This is a genomic window from Azospirillum ramasamyi, from assembly GCF_003233655.1.
GTDB lineage: Bacteria > Pseudomonadota > Alphaproteobacteria > Azospirillales > Azospirillaceae > Azospirillum > Azospirillum ramasamyi.
Genome location: NZ_CP029834.1, coordinates 304604 through 317240 on the forward strand (window position 1 = coordinate 304604; position 12637 = coordinate 317240).

The window sequence follows — 12637 nt, forward strand, 5'->3', positions numbered from 1 at the left end:
AGGGGCGTTCCGGCAACGATAGGCGCGCGCGGTAAAACCGGGATTTAAACCGCCGTGGGCAGCCCGCCGGTCACTGGTTCGGCAGCAGCGGCCGGGCCGGACCGTCGGCGAACAGGCCGGAGAGGAAGCTCAGGCGCCCGCGCTCCGCCGCGGTGAAGGTGGCGCCGCCGCCGCCCGGCCCGGCCGCCAGCGTCTCCAGATAGCCGAGAGCCCCGGCGACCCAGCGCAGGTTGCCGCTCACCCGCTGGCGATAGGCTTCGCCGCGTTCCGACTGGGACGAGTGGTAGCGGGCTATGGCGCTTTCCAGCGAGCCGTGGTCGCGCCGCAGCGCCGACAGGAAGGAGGCGGCATAGCGCGCGTTGGCGACCGGATCGAAGGCGGTGACCAGATCGGGGAAGGCGTCGGGGTGCCAACGCAGGTTGACCTGCAGGCAGCCGACGTCGATGGAGCGCACGCCGCGCGCCTGCGCCGCGCGCACGAAGGCGATGGCGTCGTCCCGCGTCGGGAAATAGTGGGAACGCCCTTCGGTGTTGACCGTCCAGGGCCAGGCGGTGAACAGCCGGTCCTCCGTCCGCCGCCCGGATTCGGTGAAGCCCATCGCCAGCAGCAGATGGTCGGTGATGCCGGCCGCCTTCTCCGCATCCAGGATGGCGGCGATGCACTGGGCTTCCGGCGGCAGCGTCTTGCGCGACGCCTGGGGAGCGGGTTGGGCCGGCAGCTTCGGCGCGGCATAGAGCGCGGTGCTCCACACCCCGATCTGCGAGTTGTTGGCCGGCGGCGCCGCCGCACCGCCGGCCGGACTTACGAGCAGGACGAGAAGGGGGATGACCGCTCGCAACGGGGGGCGCCGCATCGCCATGGGCGTCACTGCGCGCGTCAGTCGATGGCGACGATGAGGTCGCTCAGCCGGTCGGCGTAGGTGGCGAGCGCGCCGTACATGAAGGGCAGCGCCAGCACCGTCACCATCAGGATCGCGACGATCTTCGGCACGAAGGTCAGCGTCATTTCCTGCACCTGGGTCAGCGCCTGGACCAGCGAGATCGTCACGCCCACCACCACCGCGATGATCAGCGGCGGCGCGGCGATCAGCAGCGTCGTCCAGATGCCGCTGCGCAGCACCTCCAGCACGTCGGCCTGGTTCATGGGACGGTCCTTATCCTGTGGAGAGGTGGCGGCACGTTGCCCCTCAAACCGCGATCCGCATGATCTCCTGATAAGCCTGGACCATCTTGTCGCGGATGGCGACGACGCTCTGCACCGTCATCTCCGCGGCCAGGACCGAGCGGACCACCTCCTGCGCGCTCGCCTTCCCCGAAACGGCGGCCAGCGAGACGCGCTCGCTCTCCTTCAGCGTCTCGACCGCCTGCGAGATCGACTTGTCGAGGAAGCCGCCGAAGTCGCTTTCGGCGCTGGGCGCCACCGCTCCGGTCCGGTTGGCGGCGGACAGCGGCGAGGCCGCCGTCTGCGTTTCAGCGAGGCCCGCGGTGAAGGGGCTGCGGTTGGCGGCATAGGCGGCGGCGACGCGGCCGACGGACATCTCGATCATGGAAAGGCTCCTCAGCTGCGCAGCAGGTCGACGACGCGGGTCATCATCGCGCGCGACTGTTCGATGACGTTCATGCTGGCCTCGAAGGCGCGGCCGGCCTCCCGCATGTCCATCATCTCGATCAGCGACTGGACGTTCGGCTTCTTGACGTAGCCCTTGTCGTCCGCCGCCGGATGCGAGGGATCGTATTCGAGCTTGAAGTCGCTGCGGTCGCGGCCGATCTGCTTGACCTGCACCAGTTCCGCGCCGACGCTGCGGTCCATCACGCTGTCGAAGGAAACGGTCTTGCGGCGGTAGGGGTCGCCGCCCTTGGTGGTGGCGGTGGAATCGGCGTTGGCGAGGTTTTCGGCAACCACGCGCAGCCGGGTCGATTGCGCCTGCAGGCCGGCACCGGCGATCTTCAGCGTGGTGCCGAGGGCGTCGTTCATCATGGCTCGTCTCCGTCTCGAATACCGTCAGCCGCCCCTAAAGCGAATTTGCATTCGCTTTAGCTTCATACGACCTCATTCGCCGGTCTGGCTTCGGCCGCATGAGCGGCCGGGGCCGCCGTCGCGGTCCAAAGCGGATTGCAATCCGCTTTAGCCGTTTCGCCAGGCCATGCGCAGCATCTGCACATTGCGCTGGAACAGGCCGGTGGTCAGCGCGAAGGCGTCGCGGGTCTCGCTGCCCTTGATCATCTCCTGCTCCAGCGACACGGCGTTGCCGGAGGGCGTCGTTTCCCACAGCCCCGCCTTGCCCGCCTCGCGGAAGCCGGCGGTGGAGCGCCCGCCCGCCAGATGCAGGCCGGAGGTGCGGACGGTCTCCACCGGCCGGATGCCCTCCATCACGCTGTCGAAGGATTTCAGGTCACGCGCCTGGTAGTCGGGCGTGTTGGCGTTCACGACATTCTCGGCGACCAGCTTCTGCCGCTGCGCCAGATAGTCCATGCGCGTGCCGGCAAGCTGAAAGAAACCGATTTTACCTAAATCCATTGCGACCTCGTTCCATCTCATCTGGCCGGAACACTGGGCCGGACGATGAACGCGCCCGTTTAAAACCGGATTTAAATTCCCTGCTCTAGGCTGCCTTCATCGACGGACATGATGGAGACAGCGCCGATGCCGGCACTCGCCACACTGGCGGCGGAACTCGAACGGCTGCCGACGCGCCACTGGCGCGGGGAAATCCGCTCCGCCGCCGGCATGACGCTGGAGGTCGACGGACTGCAGCGCGTGCTGTCGGTCGGCGACAAATGCCATGCGGAAACCGTGCGCGGCGGCCGGGTGCTGTGCGAGACCGTCGGATTCCGCAACGGCCGCTCGCTGCTGATGGCCTTCGACAATCTGGACGGCGTGGCCGAAGGCTGCGCCGCCATCACCGACGACACCGCCTTCACCCTCCGCCCCGGTCCCGGCTGGCTCGGCCGGGTGGTCAATGCGCTGGGCGAGCCGATCGACGGCAAGGGCCCCCTGGTCAATGGCGAGCACCCTCGGTCCCTGCGCCAGCCGCCGCCGGCCGCCTGCGCCCGCCGCCGGGTGGGGAAGCGGCTGGACAGCGGCATCCGGGTGATCGACAGCTTCGTGCCGCTGTGCCGCGGCCAGCGGCTGGGCGTCTTCGCCGGGTCCGGCGTCGGCAAATCCACCCTGCTGGCGATGGTCGCCCGCCATGCCGAGGCAGACGCCATCGTCATCGGCCTGATCGGCGAGCGCGGGCGCGAGGTGCGCGAGTTCATCCAGGACGATCTGGGGCCGGAGGGGCTGGCGCGTTCCGTCGTCATCGTCGCCACCTCCGACGAGCCCCCGCTGATGCGCCGGCAGGCCGCCCTGCTCTGCATGACGGTGGCGGAGGAGATGCGCGACCAGGGCAAGCACGTGCTTTGCCTGATGGACAGCGTCACCCGCTTCGCCATGGCCCAGCGCGAGATCGGGCTGGCCGCCGGGGAACCGCCGACCGCCAAGAGCTATCCGCCCAGCGTCTTCGCCGAACTGCCCCGCCTGCTGGAGCGCGCCGGTCCCGGACCGGAAGGAGGCGGAGAGGGCGACATCACCTCCATCTTCACCGTCCTGGTCGACGGCGACGACCACGACGAGCCCATCGCCGACGCGGTGCGCGGCATCCTCGACGGACATCTGGTGCTCGACCGCAAGATCGCCGAACAGGGGCGCTATCCCGCCGTCAACCTGCTGCGCAGCGTATCGCGCACCCTGCCCGGCTGCCACGACGCGCGGGAGAACCGCATCGTCGGCCGCGCCCGCGCGCTTGCCGCCACCTATGACGGCATGAGGGAGATGATCCGGCTCGGCGCCTACAAGCGCGGCACCGATCCGGAAACCGACGCCGCCATCGACCTGAACCCGCGGCTGGAGGAGTTCCTGCGCCAGGGCAAGGACGATCCCTCCCCTTCCGCCGACAGCTTCGCGCATCTGGACGCGCTGCTCGCCGCCATCGGAGCCCAATCATGAGCGTCAACACCCCGCCCGCCGACAGGAGGCTGGCCGCCCAGGCCGTCACCCCGCCCACGGCACAGCGCAAAACCGCCGCCGAGCCGCGGGAAACTACGGCCGACAGGATGAGTCTCGGCTTCGACGATCTGGTGGACGCGGTCAACCCGCTGCAGCAGTTGCCGGTGGTGTCGTCGGTCTATCGCGAGGCGACGGGAGAGACCATCTCGATCCCGGCCCGGCTGGCCGGCGGCTTCCTGTTCGGCGGCCTGCCCGGCCTGATCGGCAGCGCCGCCATGGTGGCGTTCGAGGAGGTGACGGGCGACAGCGTGCTCGGCCATATCGGCAGCCTGCTGGAGGATGACGGCGGCGGCGCCCCCGCCGCGGCGGACGGCAAGGCGGTCGGATCGCTGCCCTGGATGAACGCCGGTGCCGGCGACGCGGACGGGAGCGGCGCCGACCCGGCCCTGCCCTCCCCCCAGGCCCTGGCGGAAGCCCTGCGGCGCAAGTCTCCGGCCACGGAAACCGCGGCGGCGGCCCTCGCCGTCCCAGCCGCCGATCGCCCGGCGCCGCAACTGCTGGCGAAGCTCTACAGCCTGGAGGCGACCGCCAACGCCGGCGCGCCGGGGACGCTCCGCAAGACGGGGTGACGCGCTTCGCGCCTCGATCTTGATACCCTGGAGCGGCGACCGACAGGCATGCTACGATTCCCGCCGGCTCCAGTTCGTGGGTGTTCAGGTGGCGGACGACGGCGAGGATCGTGGTGGGGCAGACACCGCCGGCGCGCAGCGCGGACGGCGCTGGCTCTGGCTGCTGATCGGCCATTCCGCAGTTGGTCTCGCCACGGCCGGCGCATTCCTGCCGGTCCTGCCCACGGTCCCCTTCCTGCTGGTGGCCGGCTGGGCCTATTCCCGCGGCAACCCGGCCCTGCGCGAGCGGCTGCGCAACGATCCCCGCTTCGGCCAAGCCGTGCGGAACTGGCAGGACCGCGGCGCCATCCCGGTCAAGGCCAAGGTCTTCGCCGTCGCCGGCATGTCGTCCGGCTTCACCGTGCTCGCCCTGTCCTCGCCGAGCTATCTGGTGCTCGGCGGCGTCGGGATGGTCATGGTGGCGGCCGGCACCTACGTGGTCTCGCGGCCGGTCCCCTCCGCCGACGACAAGAGCTGAGCCCGGCCGCTCACCGTCCCATATTGTTGCGGGACGCCTGCTCGATGGTCTTGATGTGGGCCAGGCCGGGCAGGATTTCGGACCGGATGAACTCCAGCCTGCGGACCGGGCCGCCGCCGCGGGAGAAGCGGTGCTTCCACAGGTTCATCTTCACCGCCAGCCCGCACAGAACCCCGCCGATCGTCAGGTGGTGGGTGACGATCAGGTCGCGGATGCTGCGGAAGCTGTGCGGGTTGATGTCGTGCCAGAAATCGCGGGAGCGGTTGTCGAAGCTCTCGAACCGCCCGGTGATGGAGGTGGCGATGTCGGTCAGGTCGCGGCCGATCTCGTCCAGCATCCGGCTTTGGCGGGTGTCGCGGCGCACCTCGCTGACCTGATAGAGCTCCGCCATCCAGCCGAGGAAACCCTGCACGTCGGGCACGATGTCGTCCAGGCAGCGCTTGAAATAGGCCAGCGACAGGAAGATGTCGGCATAGTCCTCCAGGAAGGCCGGAATTTCCTGAAGCGGGATGTCGAGCCGGTCGGCGGTCATCTGCAGCCGGCGCCGCGCCTCCTCCACGTCGGGCTGGGCGAACAGGCGGATCAGCTCGTCCATGCTGGCGATCTCCGCTTCGCCGACGGGCGATTGGATGCCATAGACATGCTCGATCAGCGGCCGGGTGAAGACGCGCATGTAGCTGGTCAGCTCCGACCGCTTGGCCTGCGACAGCCGCAGGGCGTCGGAATCCTCCACGTCGATGTTCAGCCGGCGCAGCTCCAGGCGCAGGCTGTAGACGTCGAAGCTGGCGGCTTCGGCGATCTGAGCGATCTTGCGCAGGTCGCGGCGGAACTGCGGATCGTCGATGCCGAAGCATTTGGGAAGCTGGTTGATGCCGATCTGGCCGCTGCCGGTCTGGGCGTCGTTGAACAGCTCCGCCACCGTCTCCAGACGGACATTCTTGATCAGCCGGGCGCGGCGCAGGCCCGGCGTTTCCAGCGGCAGGATCGACAGCGGCAGGATGTGCAGCGCATCGCGCGCCTCGTCCTCCTGCCAGGAGGCCGGCGGCTTCAGCCGCGGCGCCGCCGCTCCGGTGGTGGCCGGCGGCCGGATGCGCTCCCGCCCCGGTCTGTACTGTAGCGTGCCGGCTGGCGGCAAGGTTGCTCTCCCCGCTGCCGAGCCCCGCGGGCTTGTCAGAAGCGCGGGAATCTCATCAGCGTCATGGTGATGGATGGATCGATGGAGATGATCGACGCGCGCCCGCTGCGGGAGATCGGGCCGATCGACGGCATGGACGCGGCTGCGGCGGTCCCGCCGTTCTGCATGTCGTACATCGCGGCGAAGCGGTCGAGGAACTTGGCGACCTTCTGCGGATCCTTCAGGTCGGCGATGTCCATCCGCTTTTCCAGCAACGCCTTCTGCTTGTCCACGTCCAGCAGCGCCGTCTGGTCCGGCAGTCCCAGCGCGGTGTAGACCACCTTGCGCAGGGCATTGTCGGCCATCACCTGATACCAGTTGTTGATGTTCCCCGACCGCCGCTGGAAATAGAGGCCGAGGCGGACCGCCGGGTTTGTGGTCTCGGATTCGACCTCCAGCGTCACGTTGACGTAGCGGTCGATGATCGCCTGGACGACGGCCGGCTGCTTCAGATTGGCGCCGCCGTTCTCGGCGAATCCGAGGATCGTCGCCATCTCCTTGAACTTGGTGTCGCTCATCCGGTTGGCGGTGGAGTACTGGTCGCTCACCCCCTCTTCCAGCACCTTGCGGATCAGGCCGCGCGACTTCGCCTGGCTGCCCAGGTCGAACGCCTCCAGGACGAAGCGGTAGAGCTTGTCGTCCTTCATCAACTCTTCGGTGCTGGAGACCTTGCCGATGTTCTCCTGGAAATAGGAGACGGCCCGCTGCACCGCCGGGCGGCTGCGCACCGCCTGTTCGTAGCGGTCGTGGTTGCGGCTGACGAGGCGGAAGTCTGCGAGGGTGGTCATGCCTTCACCTCTGCGATGCCGGTACCGGTGCCGTCGCGCGGAACGGCCGGATCCTCGTCGGCGGCGTCGGTTTCCGCGCCGTAGTTGGCGGGGATGCGCATGATCACGTCCCCCGTCGCGGTATCGAGCACCTCGGTGTAGAGCCGGCTCGTGTCGGGATCGAGGTTGACCCGGTAGGGACGGGCCGCATGCTTGGGCTCCGCCTCCGTGCCGTCGGTCTTCGCGCTGCGCTCCACCACCTCCGCCGGCTTGGTCGTCTCGGCCTGGGCGGCGCGCAGACGGTCGGCCTGCCGCTGGCGGGCCTCGGCGATGATGTCGGCGCTGGCGGGAGAGCGTTCGCCGCTCGGGCCGGCCACGCCGGCGACGGGGGTGGTCATGGCCTCATCCTCCCGCGTGACGGCCGATCTGCGCCGCCTGGGCCGCCTGGATGGGAAGCGCCGGCGCCGCATTGGCCGCCGACAGCAGCGTCCCCTCATACTCCATCACCGGGCGCAGGGCGGCGAGCGCCTTGTAATAGTCGCGCTCGCCCACATGGCCCATGGCGCCGGCGATGCGGTCCTGGATGTCGGGCCGGGTGAAGGTGGTGTAGAGCTGCGCCATCATCTCGGCCACCGCACCGTTGCCGGCGGCGGCCGTGGCCGGGTCCAGCAGCATGCTCTGGATCAGGAAATAGGCGCGGCGTACCGGGGTCACCGCATCCTCTTCCTGCAGGATATCGCTGCCGCGGATGATCTGCGCGAAATTGGAGATGGTCAGGGTGTAGCGGCGATTCTCGTTCTGCACGACGCAGCCGTTGATGACCACCCGCTCGCACGGCTTGAGGCGGAGCTTAAGCGCCATAGGACAGTTCCTCCGTGGCCAGCTCCCGCGCCGGCTGCTGGGCGGCGCCCTGCAGGCCCTGCATGACCGACCGGTTGATGTGGATCAGCAGATCGATGCCGCCTTCCCCGCGCAGGACGCGCTGGGTGTTGCGGTTCACCGCGAAGGACAGCGAGACCAGCCCGGCGCGCAGCGCTTCGGGCAGGGCGTTGCCGTCCTCCAGCAGATCGGCGCGCAGCGCGTTCCACAACTCCATATTCCGCCACAGCGCGTCCTTCAGCTCGGCACAGCGCCAGTCGGCATTGCGGTTGTTCTCCAACGCCAGAGTGATCCGCAGGAACACCCGGTATTCGATCTTTCGCGGATCGTCGCACTCGGCGATGGTCTGGTGGTAGGCGGCGATGCTCATGGGCGCACCCCTGCGGTGGGATCCTTGACGGCGGGAAGCCGGACCGGTTTCGGTGGGTCTTGATTGACGGTTGGGAAGCCGGCGACAGGCCGGCCGTCGGCGATGCCCGCTCCGTATCGCAACGGGCGGCATGAACGGGCATGGCCGACGGGGCGGCGCCACCGTCCGGGCACTCGGACGATGACGCCGCCCATCAGGGACTTAGCGGAACAGCGACAGGATGTTCTGCGGACCCTGGTTGGCGATCGACAGAGCCTGGATGGCGAGCTGCTGCTGGACCTGGAGGGCCTGCAGGCGGCTCGATTCCTCGTTCATGTCGGCATCGACCAGCGCGCCGATGCCCTTGTTCATCGAGTCGGTCAGCTTCGACACGAAGTCGTTCTGAACCGAAACGCGGTTCTCGATCGAGCCGATCACCGACGCCTTGCCGATGGCGCTGTCGAGCAGCGAGTTGATGACTTCCAGCGACTTGCGGGAGTTGTTGACCACGTCGATCTGGGTCAGATCGGCGAGGCCGCCGAAGGCGTCGCTTTCCTTCGAGCCGACCCACAGACCGGAGATCTGGGCGGTGAAGTTGCCGTCGGAGTTCACGTCCTGGTCGGTGAACTCCAGCGTGTCGCCGTTGAAGGCGACCTGGAAGTCGGCGCCGGCCGTGGTCAGCGCGGCGTTGACGGCCGTCTCGATGTTGCCCTGGGTGGTGGCCAGATCGGTGTCGTAGTTCTGCGCCGACAGATCGACCGACACGTCGACCTTGCTGCCGTCTTCCTTGGTGACCGTCAGCGTCAGGTTGCCGAGGCCCAGGTTCTGGCCGTCGATGAAGGTGTCGCCGTCGGCGCCGAGCTTGATGTCGACCGAGGCCTTCAGGTCATTGGTCGAGTCGATCTGCTGCTCGATCGTGGCCTTGCCGACGATCGATTCCACGCGCATGTCCTGGCGCTGGAATTCGATGTAGCTCGGGTCGACCGTGCTGTCGCTGCGGCTCAGCGAGGCCAGGATCGAGACGTCCTTGTCCTTGGCCGTGCCGTCGTTGGAGTAGCTGACCTTCAGCAGGTTGTCGCCGTTGAAGGAGGCATCGGCGGCGGCGCCCTTGATCAGCTTGACCAGCTGGTCGACGTCGTTCTGGATGAGGGTCTTGTCGACGCCGTTGGTCTGGCCGGCGATGACGCGGGCCTTCAGCGTCTGCAGGTTCTCGACGATGTTCTTGGAGGCCACCGACGCGGTGTTGGTGGTGCCGGACCCCAGCTCCAGCGACTCCTTGACCGCCTTGAAGCCGGCGACGTCGGCCTTCATGGTCGTGGCGATCGACCAGTAGGCGGCGTTGTCCTTGGCGTTGTTGACCTTCAGACCGGTCGAGATGCGGTCCTGCGTGGTCTCCAGATCCCCGGTCACGCGACGCAGGGTCTGCAGCGCGGTCATGGCGGAGGTATTCGTCATAATCGAGGCCATGGGTATCTCCATTCGTGAGATGCATGGCGCCTTTCTGACGCCGGGGCCGTTCGCGCCGGCCTTCCCGATCAGTGTGCGGGGGCGCGAGCGGCAAAATCAGGATGACGGAGGCGGTTTAAGCCGGGGTAAAAAATCGGAGGCTTCAGATGCGGGCGGAAAGCCGGAGCATCGGGACGCGATCGGTGGCCCGATCAGCGCCCGACCGCACGGGCCGCGTCGCGCCGCGACACCGGCGGAATGAAGGGCACGCGGGGCGAAGCCAGCCCGCCGACGGCGCTCGTCCAGCGGTCCAGCATCGGCTTGGCCTGGTCGGGAGCGACATGATCGGGCGGCGCCTCGAACTTGTAGCCGCGGCCATAGACCGTCTCGATGTAGCGGCCGCCGCCGGTCGCCGTATCGATCTTCTTGCGCAGCTTGCAAATGTAGACGTCGATCACCTTGTCGAGCGGGTCGGAGCCGGACAGGCCGTAGACCTCCTCGTAGATATGCTCCTTCGACACCACGCGGCGGTGGTTGAGGGCGAGCACCGACAGGATCGCGTGTTCCCGCTGGCTGAGGCGGAGGCGCTCACCGTCCACCTCCGGGTCACGGCCATCGAGGAAGACGGTCAGGCGGCCGACCGACACCGCATTGCTGGTCAGCCCGTAGGATCGGCGGCGGATCGCCTCCAGCCGGGCACGGATCTCGGTGCTGACCACCGGCTTCACCAGAACGTCGTCCGCACCGGCCCGCAGGATGCCGGCGGTGGTGTTGGCACAACGGCGCTCGATCAGGCAGATGATCGCGGCGGTGACGTTGCGGGCGCGGAGCATCGCCACGCAGGCTTCGGGATCGCCGACATCGCCGATGATGATGGCGTCGTGTGCGATCTCGATGGAGCCATGTCCTTCAACCATTTCGCGCAAACCGTTCAGGTCCACACGGTCATGGTTAACCTTGCACAGGGCAAGTTGCTTACCGATAGCGTCGGCAATCAGATTGGCTGGCTCAATCAGCAAAGCCTGCATTGGATTCTCCATTGTCGAGCAAGCGCAGATAAAGCATTGATTTTTACGCAATTGCGTTCGTGTCACATGCTTATCACAGCCCCAAAAGAACCTATCGAAAGGCGATGTGTCAACAAAATGAGGTAACCGGATAGACATAGCCTATGGCGAGGTTTTACGCCGTTTTAAGGGTTTCATACGCCTAAATACCGGATCAATTTTTATTCATCCCCGGCTTTACTTCGATTTTCTACCGGCTTTCGCAGTTCTCGCCACAGGCAATCATTAATTCATTCGCTATCTATGGTTAACGCTCGTGAAGAAGCAGCAAACCGGTGCTTAAAAATATGAACGTTGGTTTAACCGTGTTGCCATACGGTCGCCGAGCACCGCGTTTGAGGAGGTTTCATGTCCGGAACGAAGGCGTCCGTCATTCCGGCGGCCGCAGCCGCTGCTTGCCTGTCGGTCCTCGCGGGCTGCGCGCAATTGTCGCAGGCGCCCGACAGCGATTACCGGCAAGCCCTTGAAAAAGCGATCACCGCCGGCCAGTGCGACGGCGAATCCGTGCGCGACCTGTGGTCTGCCTATGGCCGGTGGTATGCGGCGGCGTCCTCCATCGCCGGCCATTCGAGGACCGACGAGGCCGTGGCCTTGCTGCGCCAGGGCGACCAGTTCCGCATCCTGGGCTGTCCGGAGGTGGCGCGCGCGTCCTACCAGACGCTGATCCGCCACTTCCCGGAAGACGGCTTCACCCCGCTGCGCGAGGCCGCCCGCGCCTCTCTGCAAGCGCTGCCGCCGCCGCTATCCCTGCCGGGGGTGATTCCCGCACCGGTACAGGCCGGTCCGACCCTGGTCAGGCCGCCGGCGGAGATCTGATTCGGCGTGGGTTTGCCGATAAAGGCACATGCCTTGTACAGGATCGGCACGGCACCAAGCCGAAGCCCATTCCCTGCCGGGAACAGGGCTTCAGCGCATGTCATTTAATCGAGCGCAAAGCCTGACCCATCAGGCTTTATCCTCACCCTCGAACGGCGGGCGCGGCCGTCCGGCCGCTTGCCCTCGCAGGCAAGGGGCCTGCGGGGCCGCAGTCGCGGCCCTTACCGCCGAACGTAAATCAGAACTTTCGTTCGGCGGTATCAAAGCGCCAGATCGGACGAAAGCGGCCGGTCCAGGCCCAACCAGGCGTCGGCCAGCGGCCCGACGGTCAGCGCGCCGTCGATCCGGCAATCGGCCAGGGCGGCGCTGAAGGTCTCATGCAAATCGGCCAGCGCCGACGACGGCAGGCAGGCCGCCAGCCGCAGGGTCACGTCCAGCCGGCGGCCGCCCAGCGTCGCCATCAGCTGCACCGGTCCCAGCCGCTGCGGCCGGGCCTGAAGCACCAGGGTGACGCGGTCGGACGGCCCGTCCTCGATTCCGACGGCGCAGAGCAACCCGCCGTCACCGTCCAGCAGCGGCACGCGCGACAGCCGCCACACACGCCCCTCGACGGGCTGGAAACGCGCGGCCAGCGCCCGCTCGCACTCGTCGATCAGCAATCCGCCGTCGAGGTCCGAAAGTTCGTCCGCAGCATCCGCGCCGATCCAGTCGCGGCAGCCGCCCGCCGTCGCCGCCAGGAACAGGGCGAGCCCGGCGCCGAAGGTCGAGTCGCAGCGCGGCAGGCATCCACGCGCCAGCGCCGCCTCGACCGGTGCCAGTGTGTCGAGCAGGTCGAGCAGCCGCCGCACCAGCGGCCCCACGTCGTCCCCATCGCCGGCATCGCCCGACACGGCCGGCATGACCGCCGGCGGTCCAGCGAAGCGCGACGCCAACAGGTCGGGCGGCGGAACCTGCCGGGGAACCAGGTCTTGCCCGGCCATTCAGGAACCTCCCATCCGGCGCGCTC

17 protein-coding genes are annotated in these 12637 nt (G+C 67.7%); 4 read left to right on the forward strand and 13 right to left on the reverse strand.

The annotated features are described in order from the left end of the window. Positions 1-70: 70 nt before the first annotated feature. The 5 genes from DM194_RS25965 to DM194_RS25985 all read right to left on the reverse strand — a co-directional run bounded on the left by DM194_RS25965 (position 71) and on the right by DM194_RS25985 (position 2517). On the reverse strand, positions 71-838 hold the full coding sequence (locus DM194_RS25965; protein WP_246024630.1) for a lysozyme family protein: 768 nt from the start codon (positions 836-838) through the stop codon (positions 71-73). Between the two features lie 38 nt (positions 839-876). Next, positions 877-1143 carry a flagellar biosynthesis protein FliQ gene (gene fliQ, locus DM194_RS25970; RefSeq protein WP_111070530.1) on the reverse strand — a complete coding sequence of 89 codons (267 nt, stop codon included), beginning with the start codon at positions 1141-1143 and terminating at the stop codon, positions 877-879. A gap of 43 nt (positions 1144-1186) precedes the next feature. Further along, positions 1187-1546 (reverse strand): flagellar hook-basal body complex protein FliE, encoded by a 360-nt coding sequence (gene fliE, locus DM194_RS25975; RefSeq protein ID WP_111070531.1) that lies wholly within the window; start codon positions 1544-1546, stop codon positions 1187-1189. An 11-nt stretch (positions 1547-1557) separates the two neighbouring features. Continuing rightward, positions 1558-1974 (reverse strand): flagellar basal body rod protein FlgC, encoded by a 417-nt coding sequence (flgC, locus tag DM194_RS25980; protein WP_111070651.1) that lies wholly within the window; start codon positions 1972-1974, stop codon positions 1558-1560. A gap of 150 nt (positions 1975-2124) precedes the next feature. Beyond that, entirely contained in the window at positions 2125-2517 is a 393-nt protein-coding gene (locus DM194_RS25985; protein WP_111070532.1) for a flagellar biosynthesis protein FlgG, read from the reverse strand. 126 nt (positions 2518-2643) lie between these two features. On the opposite strand from DM194_RS25985, the gene fliI reads away from it, so the two are divergent. The 3 genes from fliI (at position 2644) to DM194_RS26000 (ending at position 5133) form a co-directional block, all read left to right on the forward strand. Then, positions 2644-3987 (forward strand): flagellar protein export ATPase FliI, encoded by a 1344-nt coding sequence (fliI, locus tag DM194_RS25990; RefSeq protein WP_111070533.1) that lies wholly within the window; start codon positions 2644-2646, stop codon positions 3985-3987. Then, positions 3984-4616 carry a hypothetical protein gene (locus DM194_RS25995; RefSeq protein ID WP_111070534.1) on the forward strand — a complete coding sequence of 211 codons (633 nt, stop codon included), beginning with the start codon at positions 3984-3986 and terminating at the stop codon, positions 4614-4616. Before fliI ends, DM194_RS25995 begins: the two co-directional genes overlap by 4 nt. Before the next feature lie 88 nt (positions 4617-4704). Continuing rightward, positions 4705-5133: a YbaN family protein gene (locus DM194_RS26000; protein ID WP_246024632.1), complete on the forward strand. Its 429-nt coding sequence runs from the start codon at positions 4705-4707 to the stop codon at positions 5131-5133. Between the two features lie 10 nt (positions 5134-5143). Here the strand turns inward: DM194_RS26000 and DM194_RS26005 are convergent, their stop codons facing one another. The 7 genes from DM194_RS26005 to DM194_RS26035 form a co-directional block, all read right to left on the reverse strand. Next, positions 5144-6268 carry a hypothetical protein gene (locus DM194_RS26005; RefSeq protein WP_111070535.1) on the reverse strand — a complete coding sequence of 375 codons (1125 nt, stop codon included), beginning with the start codon at positions 6266-6268 and terminating at the stop codon, positions 5144-5146. A gap of 35 nt (positions 6269-6303) precedes the next feature. Next, complete coding sequence (locus DM194_RS26010) at positions 6304-7095, reverse strand: DUF1217 domain-containing protein (RefSeq protein ID WP_111070536.1); 792 nt, start codon at positions 7093-7095, stop codon at positions 6304-6306. Further along, positions 7092-7472, reverse strand: coding sequence for a hypothetical protein (locus tag DM194_RS26015; protein ID WP_111070537.1), 381 nt, complete (start codon positions 7470-7472; stop codon positions 7092-7094). The genes DM194_RS26010 and DM194_RS26015 overlap by 4 nt, the downstream gene beginning before the upstream one ends. Positions 7473-7476: 4 nt before the next feature. Beyond that, entirely contained in the window at positions 7477-7935 is a 459-nt protein-coding gene (locus tag DM194_RS26020) for a flagellar biosynthesis repressor FlbT (RefSeq protein ID WP_111070538.1), read from the reverse strand. Further along, positions 7925-8323 (reverse strand): flagellar biosynthesis regulator FlaF, encoded by a 399-nt coding sequence (gene flaF, locus DM194_RS26025; protein ID WP_111070539.1) that lies wholly within the window; start codon positions 8321-8323, stop codon positions 7925-7927. The genes DM194_RS26020 and flaF overlap by 11 nt, the downstream gene beginning before the upstream one ends. Before the next feature lie 201 nt (positions 8324-8524). Beyond that, positions 8525-9739 (reverse strand): flagellin N-terminal helical domain-containing protein, encoded by a 1215-nt coding sequence (locus tag DM194_RS26030; protein ID WP_246024634.1) that lies wholly within the window; start codon positions 9737-9739, stop codon positions 8525-8527. A gap of 221 nt (positions 9740-9960) precedes the next feature. Next, a complete protein-coding gene (locus DM194_RS26035; RefSeq protein WP_246024636.1) occupies positions 9961-10665 on the reverse strand; it encodes a winged helix-turn-helix domain-containing protein in 705 nt (234 codons plus the stop codon). Between the two features lie 498 nt (positions 10666-11163). On the opposite strand from DM194_RS26035, the gene DM194_RS26040 reads away from it, so the two are divergent. Next, positions 11164-11631, forward strand: a complete 468-nt coding sequence (locus tag DM194_RS26040) for a hypothetical protein (protein ID WP_111070542.1) — start codon at positions 11164-11166, stop codon at positions 11629-11631. Between the two features lie 260 nt (positions 11632-11891). Here DM194_RS26040 and DM194_RS26045 read toward each other — a convergent pair whose 3' ends face one another. Next, positions 11892-12611 (reverse strand): hypothetical protein, encoded by a 720-nt coding sequence (locus tag DM194_RS26045; RefSeq protein WP_111070543.1) that lies wholly within the window; start codon positions 12609-12611, stop codon positions 11892-11894. Between the last annotated feature and the right edge of the window lie 26 nt (positions 12612-12637).